Source organism: Streptomyces sp. NPDC014676, from assembly GCF_043084105.1.
GTDB lineage: Bacteria > Actinomycetota > Actinomycetes > Streptomycetales > Streptomycetaceae > Streptomyces.
In genome coordinates this window covers 368,925-387,427 of record NZ_JBIBZI010000008.1, presented here as the reverse complement: position 1 = coordinate 387,427, position 18,503 = coordinate 368,925, and the positions used below count along the sequence as shown (strand labels likewise).

General features: G+C 74.0%; 18 protein-coding genes and 1 riboswitch. Of the genes, 9 read left to right on the top strand and 9 right to left on the bottom strand.

Going from position 1 to position 18,503, the window contains the following annotated elements; genetic code table 11:
- Window position 1: 1 nt before the first annotated feature.
- From ACF1DX_RS24245 to thiO, 5 genes are all read right to left on the bottom strand, one after another.
- Window positions 2-880 carry a deoxyribonuclease IV gene (locus tag ACF1DX_RS24245; RefSeq protein WP_391793214.1) on the bottom strand — a complete coding sequence of 293 codons (879 nt, stop codon included), beginning with the start codon at window positions 878-880 and terminating at the stop codon, window positions 2-4.
- A gap of 34 nt (window positions 881-914) precedes the next feature.
- Window positions 915-2,843, bottom strand: coding sequence for a Stk1 family PASTA domain-containing Ser/Thr kinase (gene pknB / locus ACF1DX_RS24240; protein ID WP_391793213.1), 1,929 nt, complete (start codon window positions 2,841-2,843; stop codon window positions 915-917).
- A 221-nt stretch (window positions 2,844-3,064) separates the two neighbouring features.
- On the bottom strand, window positions 3,065-3,862 hold the full coding sequence (locus ACF1DX_RS24235; RefSeq protein ID WP_391793212.1) for a thiazole synthase: 798 nt from the start codon (window positions 3,860-3,862) through the stop codon (window positions 3,065-3,067).
- A gap of 2 nt (window positions 3,863-3,864) precedes the next feature.
- Window positions 3,865-4,065, bottom strand: a complete 201-nt coding sequence (gene thiS / locus ACF1DX_RS24230; RefSeq protein ID WP_030859005.1) for a sulfur carrier protein ThiS — start codon at window positions 4,063-4,065, stop codon at window positions 3,865-3,867.
- On the bottom strand, window positions 4,062-5,228 hold the full coding sequence (gene thiO / locus ACF1DX_RS24225) for a glycine oxidase ThiO (protein WP_391793211.1): 1,167 nt from the start codon (window positions 5,226-5,228) through the stop codon (window positions 4,062-4,064). Before thiO ends, thiS begins: the two co-directional genes overlap by 4 nt.
- A riboswitch (TPP riboswitch) is annotated at window positions 5,226-5,337 on the bottom strand. It overlaps the preceding gene by 3 nt.
- A 51-nt stretch (window positions 5,338-5,388) precedes the next feature.
- On the opposite strand from thiO, the gene ACF1DX_RS24220 reads away from it, so the two are divergent.
- The 6 genes from ACF1DX_RS24220 (at window position 5,389) to ACF1DX_RS24195 (ending at window position 10,504) form a co-directional block, all read left to right on the top strand.
- Window positions 5,389-5,748 carry a hypothetical protein gene (locus ACF1DX_RS24220; RefSeq protein WP_391793210.1) on the top strand — a complete coding sequence of 120 codons (360 nt, stop codon included), beginning with the start codon at window positions 5,389-5,391 and terminating at the stop codon, window positions 5,746-5,748.
- Window positions 5,749-5,757: 9 nt separating this feature from the next.
- Window positions 5,758-6,999, top strand: coding sequence for an NAD(P)/FAD-dependent oxidoreductase (locus ACF1DX_RS24215; RefSeq protein ID WP_391793209.1), 1,242 nt, complete (start codon window positions 5,758-5,760; stop codon window positions 6,997-6,999).
- Between the two features lie 77 nt (window positions 7,000-7,076).
- On the top strand, window positions 7,077-7,442 hold the full coding sequence (locus ACF1DX_RS24210; protein WP_391793208.1) for an Rv2175c family DNA-binding protein: 366 nt from the start codon (window positions 7,077-7,079) through the stop codon (window positions 7,440-7,442).
- 354 nt (window positions 7,443-7,796) lie between these two features.
- On the top strand, window positions 7,797-8,462 hold the full coding sequence (thiE, locus tag ACF1DX_RS24205; protein ID WP_391793207.1) for a thiamine phosphate synthase: 666 nt from the start codon (window positions 7,797-7,799) through the stop codon (window positions 8,460-8,462).
- Window positions 8,463-8,570: 108 nt separating this feature from the next.
- Window positions 8,571-9,494 (top strand): methylenetetrahydrofolate reductase [NAD(P)H], encoded by a 924-nt coding sequence (gene metF / locus ACF1DX_RS24200; RefSeq protein ID WP_391793206.1) that lies wholly within the window; start codon window positions 8,571-8,573, stop codon window positions 9,492-9,494.
- 56 nt (window positions 9,495-9,550) lie between these two features.
- On the top strand, window positions 9,551-10,504 hold the full coding sequence (locus ACF1DX_RS24195) for a hypothetical protein (protein WP_391793205.1): 954 nt from the start codon (window positions 9,551-9,553) through the stop codon (window positions 10,502-10,504).
- A gap of 6 nt (window positions 10,505-10,510) precedes the next feature.
- Here ACF1DX_RS24195 and ACF1DX_RS24190 read toward each other — a convergent pair whose 3' ends face one another.
- The 4 genes from ACF1DX_RS24190 to ACF1DX_RS24175 all read right to left on the bottom strand — a co-directional run bounded on the left by ACF1DX_RS24190 (window position 10,511) and on the right by ACF1DX_RS24175 (window position 15,896).
- Window positions 10,511-12,007, bottom strand: a complete 1,497-nt coding sequence (locus ACF1DX_RS24190; protein ID WP_391793204.1) for a phytoene desaturase family protein — start codon at window positions 12,005-12,007, stop codon at window positions 10,511-10,513.
- Window positions 12,008-12,419: 412 nt separating this feature from the next.
- On the bottom strand, window positions 12,420-13,049 hold the full coding sequence (locus ACF1DX_RS24185; RefSeq protein ID WP_391793203.1) for a TetR/AcrR family transcriptional regulator: 630 nt from the start codon (window positions 13,047-13,049) through the stop codon (window positions 12,420-12,422).
- Window positions 13,050-13,084: 35 nt separating this feature from the next.
- Window positions 13,085-15,169, bottom strand: coding sequence for a YhgE/Pip family protein (locus ACF1DX_RS24180; RefSeq protein WP_391793202.1), 2,085 nt, complete (start codon window positions 15,167-15,169; stop codon window positions 13,085-13,087).
- Window positions 15,141-15,896: an ATP-binding cassette domain-containing protein gene (locus ACF1DX_RS24175; RefSeq protein ID WP_391793201.1), complete on the bottom strand. Its 756-nt coding sequence runs from the start codon at window positions 15,894-15,896 to the stop codon at window positions 15,141-15,143. Before ACF1DX_RS24175 ends, ACF1DX_RS24180 begins: the two co-directional genes overlap by 29 nt.
- Window positions 15,897-16,062: 166 nt before the next feature.
- Here ACF1DX_RS24175 and ACF1DX_RS24170 point away from each other — a divergent pair, with 166 nt between their 5' ends.
- The 3 genes from ACF1DX_RS24170 to ACF1DX_RS24160 all read left to right on the top strand — a co-directional run bounded on the left by ACF1DX_RS24170 (window position 16,063) and on the right by ACF1DX_RS24160 (window position 18,234).
- Entirely contained in the window at window positions 16,063-16,662 is a 600-nt protein-coding gene (locus ACF1DX_RS24170) for an SAV_6107 family HEPN domain-containing protein (RefSeq protein WP_391793200.1), read from the top strand.
- Window positions 16,663-16,773: 111 nt separating this feature from the next.
- The gene (locus ACF1DX_RS24165) at window positions 16,774-17,544 is read left to right on the top strand and encodes a methyltransferase (protein ID WP_391793199.1); all 771 of its coding nucleotides are present in this window, start codon (window positions 16,774-16,776) and stop codon (window positions 17,542-17,544) included.
- Between the two features lie 288 nt (window positions 17,545-17,832).
- Window positions 17,833-18,234: a DUF3040 domain-containing protein gene (locus ACF1DX_RS24160; RefSeq protein ID WP_391793198.1), complete on the top strand. Its 402-nt coding sequence runs from the start codon at window positions 17,833-17,835 to the stop codon at window positions 18,232-18,234.
- Window positions 18,235-18,503 lie beyond the last annotated feature (269 nt).

The following is an 18,503-nucleotide window of genomic DNA, read 5'->3' as shown; positions in this document are numbered from 1 at the left end:
CTCAGGCGTCCCGCAGCTTCTTCAGCCGCTCCACGTCCGCGGCGTGTCCCTCCTTGCCGCCGGGCGTCTCGATGACCAGCGGCACGCCCTCGGTCGCCGGGTGCGTCATCAGCACCCGGAACGGGTCCTCGCCGATGTGCCCGGCGCCGATGTTCGCGTGCCGGTCCTTGTGCGCGCCGACCACATCCTTGGAGTCGTTGGCGTGGATCAGCCTCAACCGGCCCTCGCCGACGGTGTCCACCAGCAGGTCCAGCGTCTGACGCATCCCGTCCGGCCCGGTCAGGTCGTGGCCGGCCGCGAAGACGTGGCAGGTGTCCAGGCAGACGCCCAGCTTCGGATGGGCGTCCAGCGCCTCGAAGTACGGCCCGAAGTCCCAGGTCCGCGAGCACAGCGAGGAGCCCTGCCCCGCCGTGGACTCCAGCAGCAGGAACGGGTCGTCGTCATGGGTGAGCTCGTCGAGCAGCGGCAGCATGTGCTCCCGTACCTGCCGCAGCGCCACCGCCCGCTCCCGTCCGCCGGTCGCGCTGCCCGTGTGCACCACCACGCCCAGCGCGCCGATCTCCCGGCCGCGCCGCAGCGAGTGCCGCAGCGACTCCACGGACCGCTCGACGGTCGCCTCGGTGTGGGACCCGAAGTTGATCAGGTACGGGGCGTGCACGTACGCCGGGATCGAACCGGCCGCACAGGCCGCGCGGAACGCCTCGTCCTGCTTCGGACTGCCGGCCGGGGTGGCCCAGCCGCGCGGATTGGCGACGAAGACCTGCACCGCCTCGGCGTTCAGCTCACGGGCGTAGGACAGGCCGACGGAGTGCAGACCGCCGGCCACGGGGACGTGGCCGCCGACCGGGTTGCGGGCGGGACCGGACAGGTGACTCTTCACCCGTCAAGGGTGTCACGCGCGCCGGTCCCGTCGGTCAGCGGATCTCGATGGTTATCGTCGAGCCCTTGGGCGCGGTGTCCCCGCCGTCCACGGACTGGCCCTCGACGGTGTCGCCGAAGAGTCCGAGCAGCCCGCGGTCCTCGGACACGCCGAACCCGGCGTCCTTCAGCTTCTCCTTGGCCTCGTCCACGCTGTCGCCGATCACGTCCGGCACCTCGATCATCTCCGGGCCCTTGGACAGCGTCAGCGTCACGGTGTCGCCCTCGGCGGCCTGCCGTCCCGCGCCCGGGGTCTGCCGGGCCACCTGACCGGCGTCGTACTCGGAGTTGACCCGCCCGTCGGCGATCCTCACCTTGAGACCGGCCTCCTCCAGCTCCGCGCGGGCGTCCTGCGCGTCGTCGCCGGTCACGTCCGGCACGTCCACCGGGCTGCCCTTGCTCACGGTCAGCGCCACGGCGGAGTCCGCGCGGACCTCGGTGCCCTTGCCCGGCTCCGTGGAGATCACCGAGCCCCGCTCCACGGTGTCGCTGAACTCACGGGTGACCATGCCCGGCTCCAGAGCCTCGTCCTTCAGCAGGTCCCGCGCCTTGTCCAGCCGGTAGCCGTCGAGGTCGGGCACCCGCACGGTCCGCCGGCCCTTGGAGAGCGTCAGCGACACCGAGTCGCTGCCGCGGACACGGGCGCCCGCCTTCGGGTCGGTGCTGATCACCGTGCCCCGCTCCACGGTGTCGCTGTACGCCTCCTTCACCTGGCCGGCGTCCAGCCCGGCGTCCGCCAGCCGCTCCCTGGCCTCCTGCTCGGTCTTCCCCAGCAGCGGCGGGACCTTGGTGAACTGGCCGGAGTTGATGTACCAGATGCCCGTGCCGACCCCGAGGACCAGGAGCACGGCCACGACGACCGCCATCGGTCCGCGCCGCAGCGCCGTCCGCCGCCGGGGCGGCAACGGCGGCGGGGACTGGAACCGGCTGGTGCGGTGCGGGGGGCCCGCGGCCTCGTCGTCCTCGTCGACGGGCAGCGGACGGGGAACGTTCAGAGAGCGCGGGATGACGCTCGTACGGTCCTCGGCGTTGTCGTGCTCCGACGTCAGCGCCTGCGGCGGCACCGCGTCGAGCTGCTCGTCGGTGAGCCGGCCGCGCCCCGCGCGGGCCTGCGCGAGCAGCGCCACCGCGTCGTGCGGGCGGAGCTCGGGGTTGCGCGCGGTCGCCGACGCGACCAGCTCGTCCAGCTCGTACGCCATGCCGGGCACGGCGGCCGACGGGGCCGGCACGTCGTCGTGCAGATGCTTGTAGAGCACGATCGCCGGGGAGTCGCCGTCGTGCGGCTTCTCGCCGGTCAGCATCTCGTAGAGCAGGATGCCGCAGGCGTAGACGTCCACGCGGGGGTCCGCGATGCCGTTCTCGATCTGCTCGGGGGCCAGGTACGAGACCGTGCCCAGCACGGTGCCCGTGGTGTTCGTCACCGAGTCCACGGCGCGCACCAGACCGAAGTCGGCGACCTTGACCCTGCCGTCGTCCCCTATCAGCACGTTCTCGGGCTTCATGTCCCGGTGCACGAACCCGGCCCGGTGCGCGGCGCCGAGCGCGGCCAGCACCGGCTCCAGGATGTCCAGCGCGGCCCGCGGCTGGAGTGCGCCGCGCTCGCGCAGCACGTCGCGCAGGGTGCAGCCGGCGATGTACTCCATCGCCAGGTAGACGTACGCCCCGTCGGTGCCCTGGTCGAAGACCTGCACCACGTTCGGGTGGGCCAGCCGGGCGACCGACTTCGCCTCGCGGATGAACCGCTCGACGAACGAGCCGTCGGCCGCGAGGGAGGGGTGCATCACCTTGAGCGCGAGGACGCGGTCCAGACGGGTGTCCACGGCCCGGTAGACCGTGGCCATCCCGCCGACCGCGATCCGCGCCTCGACGCGATACCGGCCGTCGAGCACCTGCCCGACCAGGGGGTCCTGAAGGGTCGTATCCACGCAGTGAGTCTACGAGCCCCCACCGACACCCCTCACCGCTTCGCTCCTCGTTGAAGCGGACCTGTGACGTGGGTAGCCGCGGACAGCCGCACCGCCGTAGCTGCGGGCAGTCGTGCCGCAGGGCGGCACGGGTGGGCGCTGGGGGCACCCCCTCTGGGGGAGGCACCCCGCAAGCGTCGGCAAGCGCTTCCGGCCCCCGCCCAGCCCAGCGAACGCCACCGTCAAAACGCCGGCCGCTCCGGATCCAGCACGGCCATGCCCTCCGCAGGAGAAGACGCCTCCGCGGCGAACCACCGCCGGGGAATCCGCCCCGCCAGCCGAGCCAGCCGCCCCGCCTCCACGGCACACCGCATCGCGGAAGCCATCAGCACCGGCTCCTGCGCCCGGGTGACGGCGGACGCCAGCATCACCCCCGCGCACCCCAGCTCCATCGCCAGCGCCACATCCGACGCCGTCCCCGCCCCCGCGTCCAGAATCACCGGCACCCCCGCCCGCTCCACGATCAACTCGAAGTTGTGCGGATTCCGGATCCCCAGCCCCGACCCGATCGGCGACCCCAGCGGCATGACCGCCGCACACCCCACGTCCTCCAGCTTCCGCGCCAGCACCGGATCGTCGTTCGTGTACGGCAGCACCGTGAACCCGTCGTCGACCAGCGTCTCCGCCGCGTCCAGCAGCTCGACCGGGTCCGGCAGCAGCGTCCGCTCGTCGGCGATGACCTCCAGCTTGACCAGGTCCGTGCCGAGCGCCTCCCGCGCGAGGCGCGCGGTGAGCACCGCCTCCCCGGCGGTGAAGCACCCCGCCGTGTTCGGCAGCACCCGGATGCCCAGCCTCTCCAGCACCGACAGCACGGACCCGTGCACCGTGGGGTCCACCCGCCGCATCGCGACGGTCGTCAGCTCCGTCCCGGACGCCACCAGCGCCCGCTCCAGCACGTCGAGGCTCGGCGCCCCGCCGGTGCCCATGATCAGGCGGGACGTGAAGGACGTACCACCGAGGAGGAACGGATCGTCGGCCATGGTCAGCCTCCCTGGACGGCGGTCAGGACTTCCACCCGGTCACCCTCGCTGAGGGGCGTGGCGGGCCACTGCGCGCGCGGGACGACGGTTTCGTTGAGGGCGGCGGCCACCCCGGAGGGGGCCGCGGTGAGTGACTTCACGACGAGGTCGAGAGCCGTGCCGGGCGCGAACTCCCGGCGCTCCCCGTTGACCGAGACGTTCATGCGGGCTGCTCCGTGCGGACGGCGGCGCCGAAGCGCCGGGGGGTGAACGGGCGGGCCACCTCCGGCAGGGCGCCGGTGGTCAGGGCCTCCGCCATGGCGTCGCCGGTGACCGGCGTCAGCAGGACGCCGTTGCGGTAGTGGCCGGTGGCGAGCAGCAGCCCCTCGAGCTCCGTCGGGCCGAGCAGCGGCGCGTTGTCGGGGGAGGCGGGGCGCAGTCCGGCCCGGGTCTCGGTCAGCGGCAGCTCGGTGATGCCGGGGACCAGCTCGTGGGCGTCGCGCAGCAGCTCGTACACGCCGCCCGCGGTCACGGTGGTGTCCCAGCCCATCTCCTCGCTGGTCGCCCCGATCACCAGCTCGCCGTTCTCGCGCGGCACCAGGTAGACATGGCTGCCGCGCACCACGGCCCGCACGGTCCGGTTCAGGAAGGGACCGTGCCGCGCGGGCATCGTCAGCCGCACCACCTGCCCCTTCACGGGACGCACGGGAGGCAGGACGTCCGCCGGGACGCCCGCGAGCCGCCCGCTGAGGCTGCCCGCGGCGAGCACCACCTGCCCGGCACCCAGCTCGGTGCCGTCGGCCGTGACCACGCCCGTCGCGCGGTCTCCCGCGACGACGAGCCGCTCGGCCCGCGCGCGGTGGACGGTCACGCCCGCGCGCTCGCAGGCGGTGACCAGCGCGGCCGCCAGCCGCCGGGGGTCGATCTGGTGGTCGCCGTCCACCCGCAGGCCGCCGCGCACCCCCGGCGCGAGCATCGGCTCCAGGCGCCGGCAGTCCCGCCCGGACAGCCACTGCGAGTCCAGCCCCGACCGCTGCTGCAGGGCGTGCAGTTCCCGCAGGTGGGCGCGGTCGTCGGCGTCCAGTGCCACGGCGAGCGTGCCGCACGCGCGGTAGCCGAGGTCGTGGCCGGTCAGCTCGGTCAGTTCGGCCGCGAAGCCGGGATAGCGCCGCGCGGAGGCGAGGTTCAGACCGAGCAGGGTCTCCTCGCCGTAGTGCAGTTCCGTGACGGCGGCCAGCATCCCGGCGGCCACCTCGGCGGCTCCGCCGCCCGGCCCGGGGTCCACCACGGCCGTGGCGAGACCGCGCTGCGCGGCCCGCCAGGCCGTGACCAGACCGATGATCCCGCCCCCGACGACGAGGACGTCTGAGGTGCGCGTGGGCGACATGGGCGTCCAGCCCCTCCCTTCGCCGGCATGACCCGGATCAGGTTCGTACGGTCGGAGGCCGCCAGCCTCCCTCTCAGCCCGGTGCGTCCGGGCTCCCGCGAGTGCTTGTACGTTGGCCACCCTAGCCCGCAGTACACCGCGCTTGTAAGGGAGCCTCCGCGTGGCACCATCACTCGACGGACTCGTCCTCGCCCCCGTGGCCGACCAGGCCCCCGGCCAGGTCGGCACCCGCACCCGGTTCGTCTACCACGAGCGGGGCGGCGAGATCTGGGCCGAGTACGCGGGCGGCGACGTCGTACGCGGGTACCTGGTGGGCACCCGCGCGGGGGACCGGCTGGACTTCCGGTACGTGCAGCTCAAGCGGGACGGCACGACCTCCTCGGGGCACTGCGTGTCGACGGTCGTGGAGCTGCCCGACGGGCGGGTACGGCTGGAGGAGAACTGGCAGTGGGAGTCGCAGCCGGGCAGTGGGACGAGCGTGGTGGAACAGCTCGGCGATGATGCCGCGTCAGGTGTCTAAGGTGATCGGGTGAGCGAGCAGACGCAGGGACCGGGACGGTCCGAGCCGCGGCGGGTGGTGGTGGCGGGCGCGGGCATGGCCGGCGTGCAGACCGCCCTCGCCCTGCGGGAGCAGGGCTTCACCGGCGCCGTGACCCTGATCGGCGCGGAACCCCACCAGCCGTACGACAGACCGCCGTTGTCCAAGGCGGTGCTGCTCGGCAAGGCCGAGGACTCCGCCTTCGACGTCGACTTCGAGGACGCCGGCGTCGAACTGCGGCTCGGCTGCGAGGTGCTCGGCCTGCGCCCCGCCGACCACGAACTGGACACGGAGAACGGGCCCGTCCCGTACGACGTCCTGGTGGTTGCCACCGGTGCGGAACCGCTCCGGCTGCCGGGCGCGGAGGGCGTGCCCGGCGTGCACCTGCTGCGCACCCTGGACGACGTCGCGCGGCTGCGGCCGGTGCTCGCGCGGCAGCACGACATCGTGGTGGTCGGCGCCGGCTGGATCGGCGCGGAGTTCGCCACGGCGGCCCGCGAGGCGGGCTGCGCGGTCACCGTCGTGGAGGCGGGGGAACGGCCGCTCGTCGAGGCGCTGCCCGCCGAGGTGACCGTCCCGATGGCCGCCTGGTACGCCGAGGCGGGCGTCACCCTGCGCACGCACGCGCGCGTGGAGCGCGTCGAACCCGGCGCCGCGGTCCTGGACGACGGCACGCGGCTGCCCGCGGGCGCCGTGGTCGTCGGCATCGGGGCCCGGCCCGCCACCGCATGGCTGGCGGGCTCCGGAATCGAGCTCGGGGCGCACGGGGAGGTCGTCGCCGACCGCCATCTGGCGACCTCCCTGCCGGACGTGTACGCGGTCGGCGACTGCGCGTCCTTCCCGTCCGGGCGCTACGGCGAGCGTCTGCTGGTCCACCACTGGGACAACGCCCTCCAGGGGCCGCGCACGGTCGCCGTGAACATCCTCGGCACGGCCACCGGCCGGGAGCCGGTGGCCTACGACCCGGTGCCGTACTTCTGGTCCGAGCAGTTCGGGCGCTTCGTGCAGTACGCGGGACACCACGCGGACGCCGACCGGACGGTGTGGCGCGGGGACCCCGCCGAGGCGGCGTGGAGCGTCTGCTGGCTGCGGGGGTCCCGCCTGGTCGCGCTGCTCGCGGTGGGACGGCCCCGGGACCTGGCGCAGGGACGCAGGCTGATCGAGGCGGGCACGGCGATGGACGCGGAGTCGCTGGCGGACCCGGCGCGACCCCTGAAGTCGGCGACGGCGTGACACTCCCGGCCCGGCGCGTCCGCCCAGGTGGGCGGGGCCGGCTTCCGACTGTCGGTGGCAGATGGCACGCTTGTCCCGTGACCGAGATTGACGCAAAGATCGATGCTCTCGTCCCCGCCTGGCTCACCTTGCCCGACATCGCCGAGATGTTCGGTGTCGAGGTGACGCGCGTCCGGCAGCTGGTCAAGGAGGGCCAGCTCATCGCCGTACGCCGAGGTGAGAACCGCGCGCTGCACGTACCCGCCGCCTTCATCGACGGGGACAAGATCGTCAAGGGCCTGACCGGGACCCTGACGCTCCTGCGGGACGACGGCTTCACGGACGAAGAGATGCTGGAATGGCTTTTCACCCCCGACCCCTCCCTGCCGGGCACGCCCGCCCAGGCACTCAGTGAGAACCGCGGCACGGAGGTGAAGCGCCGCGCCCAGGCGCTCGCGGTCTGACCCGGCCCCGACCGTCCACGATCCGGACACCGCCGGCCGGGGCGGCGAGCCCCGGCTGCGGGCACCGGTGCCCGCAGCCGGGCGGCGGGACGGCCTCGCGTCCGCGCGGAGGCGTTCGCCGGGCCGTGATCACCGGGATTCCGGGCGGGGTGGTCCCGCGTACCGGATGCGGGCGGCTCGCGGTGTCCGGGGCGGTGCGGTGGTCCGTGAGGGGCGTCTCGCGGTCGTCGGCGCGGCGGCATAGGGTCCGTTGCGGTGCGCGCTCCGTCGGCCCGTGACGGCCGGGGGCGTCCGCCCATGCCCTACCGGGCCCACCGGGTCCGTACGCCGCCGACACCCTGGGGGGACCCTCCTGTGACCGCCACCGCTCGCGCCCGGCTCGCCGACGCCCTGCTCTACCTGTGCACCGACGCCCGCAGGCGGCAGGGCGATCTCGCGGAGTTCCTGGACGCGGTCCTGGCCGGCGGGGTCGACATCGTGCAACTGCGGGACAAGGGCATGGAGGCCGGCGAGGAGCTGGAGCACCTGGCGGTCCTCGCCGACGCCTGCGCCCGGCACGGCAAGCTGCTCGCGGTCAACGACCGCGCGGACGTCGCCCACGCCGCCGGAGCCGACGTCCTCCACCTCGGCCAGGGCGACCTGCCCGTCCCCGCCGCCCGCGCGATCCTCGGCGACGACGTCCTGATCGGCCGCTCCACCCACGCCGAGTCCGAGGCCGCCGCGGCGGCCGTCCAGCCCGGCGTGGACTACTTCTGCACCGGCCCCTGCTGGCCCACCCCCACCAAGCCCGGCCGCCACGCCCCCGGCCTGGACCTCGTCCGGTACACCGCCGCCCTGGGCACCGAGCGCCCCTGGTTCGCCATCGGCGGCATCGACCTCGGCAACCTCGACGAGGTGCTGGACGCCGGTGCCCGCCGGGTCGTCGTCGTACGGGCCGTCACCGAGGCGGACGACCCGGGCGCGGCGGCGGCCGAGTTCGCGAAGCGGCTGCGGCAGGCGGCGCCCGTGGACGCCGGATGACCCCCCGCGCGTCTCAGGACTGTCCAAGGGGTGGACAACAAGTCGGCATTCCAGACAAATGTTCCGCATCCGGTTGGGGGACCGCCGCCCCCTGGCTAACCTGCCGGTATGGCCCTCGGAACAGCATCCACCAGGACTGATCGCGCACGCACCGTGCGCGACATGCTCGCCGCCGGCAAGACGACGTTCTCGTTCGAGTTCTCGGCACCGAAGACCCCCAAGGGCGAGCGGAACCTGTGGAGCGCGCTGCGCAGGGTCGAGGCGGTCGCGCCGGACTTCGTCTCCGTGACCTACGGCGCCGGCGGCTCCACGCGCGCCGGCACGGTCAAGGAGACCCAGCAGATCGTCGCCGACACCACCCTCACCCCGGTCGCCCACCTCACCGCGGTCGACCACACCGTCGCCGAACTGCGCAACATCATCGGCCAGTACGCCGACGCCGGGATCCGCAACATGCTCGCCGTGCGCGGCGACCCGCCCGGCGACCCGATGGGCGACTGGGTGCCGCACCCGCAGGGGCTGACCTACGCCGCCGAACTCGTCCGGCTCATCAAGGAGTCGGGCGACTTCTGCGTCGGCGTCGCCGCCTTCCCGGAGATGCACCCGCGCTCGGCCGACTGGGACGCCGACGTCGCCCACTTCGTCGACAAGTGCCGGGCCGGCGCCGACTACGCGATCACCCAGATGTTCTTCCAGCCCGAGTCCTATCTGCGGCTGCGTGACCGAGTCCACGCGGCGGGTTGCGAGACCCCGGTGATTCCCGAGGTCATGCCGGTGACCAGCGTGAAGATGCTGGAGAGGTTGCCAAAGCTCAGTAACGCCGTGTTCCCGGAGGCCCTCGAGGAGCGGATCCTCGCAGCGAAGGACGATCCGGCGGCGGTACGCTCGATCGGTATCGAGTTCGCCACGGAGTTCTGCGCCCGGCTGCTGGCCGAGGGAGTGCCCGGACTGCACTTCATCACGCTCAACAACTCCACGGCGACCCTGGAAATCTACGAGAATCTGGGCCTGCACCACCCACCGCGGGCCTAGACCGGTCGCACTCATATACGACACACTGAGTAGCGACCACTGGGAGAGGGGCGTACATGGGCTGGGCGGTCCTCTACATCGCGTTCGGCGTCGTCGCGCTGTGGTTGCTCGGTGAGGTGCTGCTGCAGTACAAGGCGCGCCTGCGCTGGCGACTGCTCGCCTTCGCCGGCTTCCTCGGCGTCGTGCTCGGCGTGCTGATCCCGTCCGTGGTCGTCATCGGGCTGGGCGCCGCGGCCTTCGCGGTCGGCCAGACCTATGTGACCCTGTCGTTCCGCCGCGGCTTCGCGGCCGGCTGGGCGGTCAACGCGCCGGTGCTGGCCGCCGCCAAGGGCCGCCGCGGCGACCGCGGGCGCCAGGAGCCGACCCTGGAGGTCTCCGGCCTGGAGGCGCCCGGCGCCGGCTACGGCGACGAGGACGACGCCCCCCGCGACCGGGCCGGCCGCCCCGCGGACGACGACTACGACCGCGACGACGTGTTCACCCCGGCCGCCCGCCCCGACCGGCCGGCGGCCGACACCACCGCCGTCTACGAGCCGCAGCCCATCCCCGACGACACCGGCTCCTACGGCGTCTACGGCGGCGACACCGGGTACGCGGCCCCGGCGCAGGACCAGTACGCGGCGGCCGCCCAGGGCGCCGACCCCGACTACGCCTACGACTACTCCGGTTACGGACAGCAGCAGGGCTACGACACCACGGGCCAGCAGCAGTACGCGGCCTACTCCGATCCGTACATCGGCGACTCGGCCTACGGGAACGCCTCGTACGACACCGGCTACGCCGACCCGCAGCAGTACTCCCAGCAGGGCTACGGGCAGGACCCGTACGCCCAGCAGGGCTACGGCGGCGAGACCCCGGCCGGCGGCCTGTGGGTCCCGCAGCAGCGCACCGCCGACGACCCGTACGGCGGTGAACTCCCGCCCGAGCAGCAGCAGTACCCGTACCAGGGCGACGGACAGACGCACGGCGAAGGCAACAGCGGCGGGTACGACGAGCAGTACCGCTACTGAGCGCGCTCACTGCGACCCGCGGAACTCCGGCCCCTCCACGATCAGTCCGGCCACCAGCGCCCCCGACATCCCGGCGTGCGGGAGCCCGCCGCCGGGATGGGACCAGCCGCCGGCCGTGAACAGCCCCGCCAGACCGGTGCTGTTGGCCGGGTGCAGCAGCCGCCCGCCCGCCGCGGCCAGCGCCGGTACCGGCACCGCGCCGCCCTCCGCGCCGGTCTCCCCGGCGATGTCGGCCGGGGTGCGCACCTCGTGCCACAGCAGCCGGTCGCGCAGGCCGGGTACGGCACGCTCGGCGACGGCGATCAGATTCCCGGCGTACGCGTCCCAGGCCCCCTCGGCCCCGGCGGGCACCACCGACGTCACCGTGACCGCCTCGTGGCCGGCGTCCGGGACCAGTGCCGGGTCGTCCGGCCGCAGCACCGTGACCGTGGGCCGCGGGGGCAGGCCTCCGGGCGCACCGGACAGCGACTCCAGTTCGGCCTCCCGGTCCTCCGCGTGCACGACCGTACGGTGCGGGGTCCCCGCCGGGCGCCCGCCCCGCAGCGCCAGCGCCACCGTCACCCTGCTCGCCGTCCCCCGCCGGGCCGGTACCTCTCCGGCACCGCGCACCCGCGTCCCCCGGCTCAGCCGGTCCAGCACCCCGGGGGCCACCCCGGCGACCACGAGGTCCGCCTCCGCGACGGTGCCGTCGGCGAGCTCCAGCCCCGCCGCCCGGCCGTCCTCCTCCAGGATCCCGGCGGCCTCCGCGCCGAAGCGGAACTCCACCCGGCGGGCCAGGCACCGCTCGTACACCGCCCGCGCCAGCTCCCGCATGCCGCCGCGCACGTACCACATGCCGAAGGCGTGCTCCATGTACGGCAGCACCGCCGCGCTCGCCGGAGTGGCGCGGGGGTCGAGGCCGTACGCCAGGGCGTGGCCCTCCAGCAGCGCGATCAGCCGGGGATCGCGCAGCTCCCACGCACCGGCCTCCGCGAGCGTGCCCGCCGTGCGCGTGCGCAGGAACCTCCTGTGCGGGACCGCCGGATACGGCTCACGCTCGGCCAGCACCTGCCAGTTCGGCCACAGCGGCTCCTCCAGCAGCGGCCGGCGCGACCGGTCCCAGGCATCCCGGGCCCGCACCAGGAACTCCCCCCAGCGCCGGGCCGCGTCCGCCCCGAGGCTCTCCTCCAGCGCGGAGACGACGCCCGCGCGGGAGGCGTTCGGCAGCGACACGCACGTACCGTCCGCGAACACGTGGTGCGACGACGGGTCGACCTGGACCAGCTCGACGCACGCCTCCAGCGGCTCCTTGCCGGTCTTCAGGAACAGATCCCGGTAGACCGCGGGCAGCGGGAGCAGTCCGGGCCCCGTGTCGAAGGCGAACCCGTCCCGTTCCAGACGGCGCAGCGCGCCGCCGTACGTCTCCGTCCGCTCGTACACCGTCACCCGGTGGCCCGCGACGGCCAGCCGGGCGGCGGCCGCCATCGCGCCCATCCCGGCGCCGATCACCGCAATCCGTGCCATGCCAGGGACTTTATCCGCCGCCGACAGCCCGTCCCCGAGTACCCGCGCCCCCGCCCCGGGCTCCAGGCGGCGGCACCGGGCCGTGGGCGCGCGTGCGCAGCCCTGAGTACCCGTACCTAGCCGCCGAGTTGAGTACGCGCGCGGATGGGGGCCGGCCCCGGGAACGGGAGAGTGGAGACCACGGAGAGGGGCCCCGCCCCGGAACCGGCGACACGGGGCGCCGGAACGGTACGGGCCCGCGATCCGCTCCTTCCGCCGGAACCGTCGGCGGGAGCGAGGCACGGGGGACCCGGGGGACGACCGCAACGGGGTTCCGGGGGGAACGCACGGGGGAGCAAGGAAGGCGCCGGTCCGGCGGTGGCCCGCGGGGGACGCGGCCACCGCAGGGCCGGCGCCTTCGCCCGTCCGGGACTCAGCGGCGGCCGCTGACCCGCCCCTGCAGCAGCCGGGACAGGGCGGAGTGCACGTCGTCCAGGGAGCGCTCCGGCTGGAAGGACTTCCAGTCCAGCGCGGCCACCAGCACCATGCCGACCAGTGCCGCCGCCGTCAGCGGGACGTCGATCTCCTCGCTGAACTCGCCGTTCGCCACGCCCTCGCGCAGCACGCCCTCGACCACCGCCACGGCCTGCTGCCGCACCACCGTCAGCGTGGACTGCCAGGCCCGGTTGGTGCGCCACAGCTCGGCCACGTACAGCTGGGTGAAGGCCGGGTAGCGGTCGATGAAGACGAGCCCCGCGCGGATCATCGCGTCCAGGGCGTCGACCTTGCCGCCGCCCTCCGCGGCCGTCCGCTCGGCCGCCTCCCGCAGAGAGGCGGTCAGCAGACCGACCCCGTGCCGCAGCAGCTCCTCGAAGAGGACCGACTTGCTCGCGAAGTTGTAGTAGACCGTGCCCTTCGCGACCCCCGCCCGCTCGGCGATCTCGTCCACGGTGGTGGCGGAGAAACCTTGCTCGGCGATGAGGGTGACGGCCGCTTCGTAGAGCTTCTGCCGGGTGGCCTCGCGACGGGGACTGCCGCCCGGCGTGGTGCTGCTGCGTTCCATGGCCCCGATTGTCACAGGAACGCCGATCCGTCCGTTCACAAGGTCAGTTCCGGGTGCAGCCGGTCCATCGTCCACACCTGGCGGCGGCGGGCCGACAGCGCGGTCAGCGCGAGGGCGCCCGCGGTGAAGGCCGCGAGCACGGCGCACGCCTGCCACACCGGTGTGAGCCCGCCGCCCGTGATGAGGCGCCGCAGCGCCCCGACGACATGGCTCATCGGCAGGAACGGGTGCAGCGCGTTGAAGAAGCCGGGGCTGGTCTGCACGGGGTACGTGCCGCCCGCCGAGGTGAGCTGGAGCATCAGCAGCGCGAGGACGAGGATCCGGCCGGCCGCGCCGAAGCGCGCGTTCAGCCACTGCACGATCGCCGCGAAGCACGCCGTCACCAGGAACAGGAAGCCCACGGTCCCGGCCGCCCGCGCCATCCGCAGCCCGAGCCCCCAGTGCAGCACCGACATCAGCGCCAGCGTCTGCAGCACCCCGATCGCCACCACCGGCAGCCAGCCCGCCAGCGCGATCCGCCAGGCGGAGGCACCGGCCGCGAGCGCGCGCCGGTTCATCGGCGCGATCAGCATGTACGCCACCATCGCGCCCACCCACAGCGACAGCGGGATGAAGTACGGGGCGAAGCCGGTGCCGTAGTCGGGCGCCTTGTGCAGGTCGTGGGAGACGAGCCGGACCGGGTCGGCCATCACCTCGGTGCGCCGGTCGCGGTCCCGCTCGTCGTAGTCGGGGATCCTCCCGGCGCCGTCGTGCAGGCCGCCGGCGAGTTCGCCGGAGCCGTCGACGAGCTTGTGGAGTCCGCCGTTCAGGTCACCCGCGCCGGTCTTCAGCTCGCCTACGCCCTTGTCCAGGTCCGTGGCGCCGGTCTCGGCGGTGCCGAGTCCCTTGTTCAGCTTCTTCGCGCCGGCGGCGACCTTGCCGGCCCCGGCGTCGAGCTTGTTGATCCTGGTGACGGCGTCGTCGAGGTCCTCGGAGAGGTGCGGGGCGCGGCCGGCGAGCGCCCGGGCCTGCTTCTCCAGGGCGGCGAGGTGGGTGTCGAGCTCCTTCAGGTCGTCGCGGTGGCCGGTGACCAGGGCGCTGGTGTCGGCGGCGACGTCCGCCGCCGTGGCCGCCGCGTCCCGGGCCTTCTCCAGGTCCGGGCAGGCGGCGTCGGGCAGGACGGGGTCCTCACAGCGTGCCTTGTGGATGCCGTCCATGGTGCCGGCCGCCGCGCGGGCGTCCTGCGCGGCGGCCGGCGCCTCCTCCTCCAGGGTGCCGAGGTCCGCGCGGAGCTTCCCGGCCGAGCCGGCGACGAACCGCGCGGTGTCGCCGATGGTCTTCTCGTTCTTCTCGAGGAACGGGCCCACCTCGGCGTCGACCGCGTTCACCTTGGCGGCGAGGCGCCGCGTGCCGTCCGCGACCTTCTTCGAGCCGTCCTCCAGGTCGCCGGCGCCCTTGTGGAGGGTCTCCAGGCCCTTGGAGAGCTTGCCGCTGCCCTTGCGGGCGTCCGCCAGGCCGTCGGCGAGGTCCTTGGAGCCCTTCTCCGCCTTCCCGATGCCGCCGCTCAGCTCGTCGGCCCCCTCGGCCGCCTTCACGGTCTCGCCGTGGATGTCCGAGAACGAGACGAAGATCCGGTCCAGGAAGGAGCGCGAGGTCTTCGTGGACGCGGCCCGGCGCACCTCGCCGAAGACCGTCCGGGAGATCTGCCCGACGATGTAGTTGTTGGCGTCGTTCGTCCGCACCTGGAGGGCGCCCGTCTCGGGGGAGCCGCCCGAGCTGGAGGCGATACGGCGGCTGAGGTCGGCGGGCAGGGTCAGCGACAGGTAGTACGTGCCGTCCTCGACGCCCCGCCGGGCCTCGGCCGCGCTCACCTCCCGCCAGTCGAAGGTGCTACTGTCACGCAGCCCCTCGGCGATGTCGTCGCCCGCGGCGATCCGCTTCCCGTCGGCGCGCGCCCCCTCGTCGTCGTTCACCAGCGCCACCGGGATCCGGTCCAGCCGGCCGTACGGGTCCCAGAACGACCACAGGTACAGGGCGCCGTACAGCAGCGGCAGCACCAGCAGGGCGACCAGGGCCGCGCGCGGCAGCCTGCCCCGGCCGAAGCGCCGGAGCTCAAGAGCGGCCAGTCGCGGTGATCGCATCGGCGGTCTCCTTCCCGTCGTCGTGCCGGCCGGTTCCCGTGCGGACGGGCGTCGCGTCGGGCGGTGCCTCGCCGCACACGGCCAGCACGGTGGTGCCGGCGCCGGCGATGGACCGCAGCAGGGCCCAGACCGTGTCCCGTTCGGCGGGCGACAGTTTCAGGTCGGTGTCGTCCACACCGAGAAGGCGGGGGCGCCCCAGCAGCGCCAGCGCGAGCGACAGCCGCAGCGCCTCCACCCGCTCCAGGTCCCGTACGGCGGTCCGCGCGCCCTTGGGCAGGGCCGCGAGGTCGAGTCCGGAGGTGGTGAGGGCCGTGTCGACGAGGCTCTGCTCCGCGTCGACGCGCGCGGTGCGCGGACGCGGCGGCCAAAGGAACGGTGAGCCGCCGAAACGGCGTCGCAGCAGGGTCTGTTCGCGCAGGTGCTCGCCGACGGTGAGGGCGGGGTCGAGGTCGGTGACGCCGCTGACGTGGGCGAGGGCGCTGCCCCGGCGGACCGCGGACATCCGCCGGGGCAGTTCCAGCCCGCCCACGCGGGCCAGGCCCTCCGTGGGCCGCATCCGGCCGGTGAGGGCGAGCAGCAGGCAGGTGCGGCCCGACCCGGACGGACCCTCCACCGCGATCAGCGAGCCGGGCTCCGCGTCGGCCGAGACCCCGCGGAACGCCCACCCCCGGGGCCCCTTCAGGCCGAAGCCGCGGGCCGTGACGGCGAGTCCGGACGGACCGTCCACCGCATCCCCCTGTTTTTGAACTGACTGGTCAGTGCAAAAGCTAACGCGAACAGTCGATCGAAGCAAAAGCCCAGGTCAGAACGGATTGTCAGTGGCATACCTCACGATGTGTACATACGGCACCTCTTGGGAGGGGAGCCGTCACCAAGACGACAGGAGGTTCGTCATGGCCAACCCGTCCGCAGCCGCCGCCCGCCGGCGCCGCGCAACCGGCCCTGCCCCCTCACTGAACGGCCCGGCGAGCGACATCCACCCCGTGCTGCGCCGCGCCACGGCCCCGCCCGCCGCCCTCGACCTGCTCGCCCAGGCCCGTGCCGGACTCGACGAAGCCGCCGTCCTGGAGACACCCAACGAGCGCTACGCGACGGCCCACCTCGCCGCCCTGCGCACCGCCGCCGCCGTGCTCGCCGCCCGCGGCCGGCCCGAGGCCTCGCCCCGGGCCCGGGCCCGGATACGGAGCGCCTGGGAAGTGCTCCCCGAGATCGCGCCCGAACTCACCGAGTGGAGCGCGCTGTTCGCCTCCGGGGCCGGGCGCCGTGCCCGCGCCGAGGCCGGCATCCAGGGCGCGGCCACCGTCCGCGACGCCGACGACCTGATACGCGACGTCGCGATGTTCCTCCGCCTGGTCGAACAGATGCTGGTCCTCCAACCGGTCCTGCCCCTCCCAGGAGCGCGGGGAGCCGCGCGAAGGGGGTCCGGGGGCGAGGCCCCCGGGGACGGGAAGGGGAGGGACGGAGGGGGCGGAACACCTCGCGCGGCCCCCTAGCCCCTCGGCCAGGTGGCCGGAAACCACGGCGCAGGCCATAGGGTGGACACCGCCTGAAACCCGATCGCCCCGCCGCAGACCAGGCGGCGCCCCGCCGAGGAGTCAACTACCGTGTCGGACCCGATGCGGCCCCGCGCCGCCCTCCGTACCGCCGTGGTCTGGGAGGTCCTCCAGGACGCCCTGGAACGCCGGGTCAAGGCGACCGGACGGCAGGCGCTGGACGTCCTCGACACCGGCGGCGGCAGCGGCAACTTCGCGGTGCCCCTGGCCCGGCTCGGCCACCAGGTGACCGTCGTCGACCCCAGCCCCAACGCGCTGTTCGCGCTGGAGCGCCGCGCCGCCGAGGCCGGCGTCGCCGACCGGGTGCGGGGCGTCCAGGGCGACGCCCGGGGCCTCTTCGACGTGGCCGAGCGCGGCGGTTACGACGTCGTGCTGTGCCACGGCGTCCTGGAGTACGTCGACGACCCCGCCGAAGGCGTCCGCAACGCGGTGGCGGCCCTGCGTCCCGACGGCGTCCTCAGCCTGCTCGCGGCGGGCCTCGGCGGCGCCGTGCTCGCCCGTGCCCTCGCCGGTCACTTCACGGAGGCCAAGCAGGCGCTCGACGACCCGGACGGCCGATGGGGCACCGGCGACCCCGTGCCGCGCCGCTTCACCGCCGACCGGCTCACCGCGCTCGTGGAGGGCGCGGGCCTGACGGTCGGCGCCGTGCACGGCGTGCGGGTCTTCGCCGACCTCGTCCCCGGCGTGCTCGTCGACACCGAGCCCGGAGCCCTGGACGCGCTGCTGAGGCTGGAGGCCGCGGCGGCCGAGCTCGCCGCCTTCCACTCCGTGGCCACGCAACTTCATGTGCTCGGTGAGACGCGGGGGACCCCGGAGGTCTGAGCGGCTGCCGGGACGCGCCGCTGATCAGCGGCGCGTCCGGTGGCCCCGCCGTGCATGGAGTGCGCCACAGGCCCCCCGAATGGCGGCTTGGCGCCGTATGATCGAGGGAGACCGCCGGGCATGACGGGTCGGCCGCCGGGGAATGAGAAGCCTCAGGCGGACCGGGACGTGATGGCTGGTACCGGTTGGCCAATTGGCGCAGAGGGGCGGGTTTCACGGGGGCGATTCCCTGCCTATCCTGAAGGGACCCCCGGGTCGCCCCGGCGACTGCACGATGAGGAGGACTCCGTGCCGCTCTCGGAGCACGAGCAGCGCATGCTCGAGCAAATGGAGCGAGCGCTGTACGCCGAAGATCCCAAGTTCGCGACGGCGCTCGAGGGAAGCGGGCTGCGTACGTACACCCGGCGACGGGTCTACCAGGCGGTCGCGGGCTTCCTCGTGGGTATTGCGCTCCTCATGGCCGGTATGGTCGCCCAGCAGGTCTGGCTCAGTGTGGTGGGGTTCCTCGTGATGCTGGGCTGCGCGGTTCTCGCGGTGACCGGCTGGCGCAAGGCACCCAAGCCGGGAGAGCAGGCCGTCGGCGCGACGGGCACGCCACAGGCGGGCCGCCAGACCAGACAACGCCGCTCGATGATGGACCGCATCGAGGAACGCTGGCAACGCCGCCGCGACGAACAGGGCGGCCGCTAGCCCGACCGAAAACTCGCCGAAGGGGGCGGCCACCACAAGGTGGCCGCCCCCTTCGGCATGCCCCGCCGTTCCCACGAGCGGTCGTGCCTGCCTGCTCGCTCTCCGCGGGAGGTCGTGCCTGCCCACCCGTTCCCGTGGGCGGTCGTGCCGGTCCGTTCGCTCTCCGCGGGCAGTCGTGCCTCCCCCAGTGCCTTGAGGGCCTGGGAGGTGCCCCCAACGGCACGGGTGGGCGGTGAGGGCACCTTCCGCTCATGGGGTCCCCCCGCTCG

Coding starts and splice junctions, on each gene's coding strand:
- ACF1DX_RS24170 (WP_391793200.1), top strand. CDS start 16,063: ATGGCCAACCCGTCCGCAGCCGCCGCCCGCCGGCGCCGCGCAACCGGC.
- ACF1DX_RS24180 (WP_391793202.1), bottom strand. CDS start 15,169: ATGCGATCACCGCGACTGGCCGCTCTTGAGCTCCGGCGCTTCGGCCGG.
- thiO (WP_391793211.1), bottom strand. CDS start 5,228: ATGTCGCCCACGCGCACCTCAGACGTCCTCGTCGTCGGGGGCGGGATC.
- ACF1DX_RS24190 (WP_391793204.1), bottom strand. CDS start 12,007: ATGGCACGGATTGCGGTGATCGGCGCCGGGATGGGCGCGATGGCGGCC.
- ACF1DX_RS24195 (WP_391793205.1), top strand. CDS start 9,551: ATGGGCTGGGCGGTCCTCTACATCGCGTTCGGCGTCGTCGCGCTGTGG.
- thiS (WP_030859005.1), bottom strand. CDS start 4,065: ATGAACGTCTCGGTCAACGGGGAGCGCCGGGAGTTCGCGCCCGGCACG.
- metF (WP_391793206.1), top strand. CDS start 8,571: ATGGCCCTCGGAACAGCATCCACCAGGACTGATCGCGCACGCACCGTG.
- ACF1DX_RS24235 (WP_391793212.1), bottom strand. CDS start 3,862: ATGGCCGACGATCCGTTCCTCCTCGGTGGTACGTCCTTCACGTCCCGC.
- ACF1DX_RS24185 (WP_391793203.1), bottom strand. CDS start 13,049: ATGGAACGCAGCAGCACCACGCCGGGCGGCAGTCCCCGTCGCGAGGCC.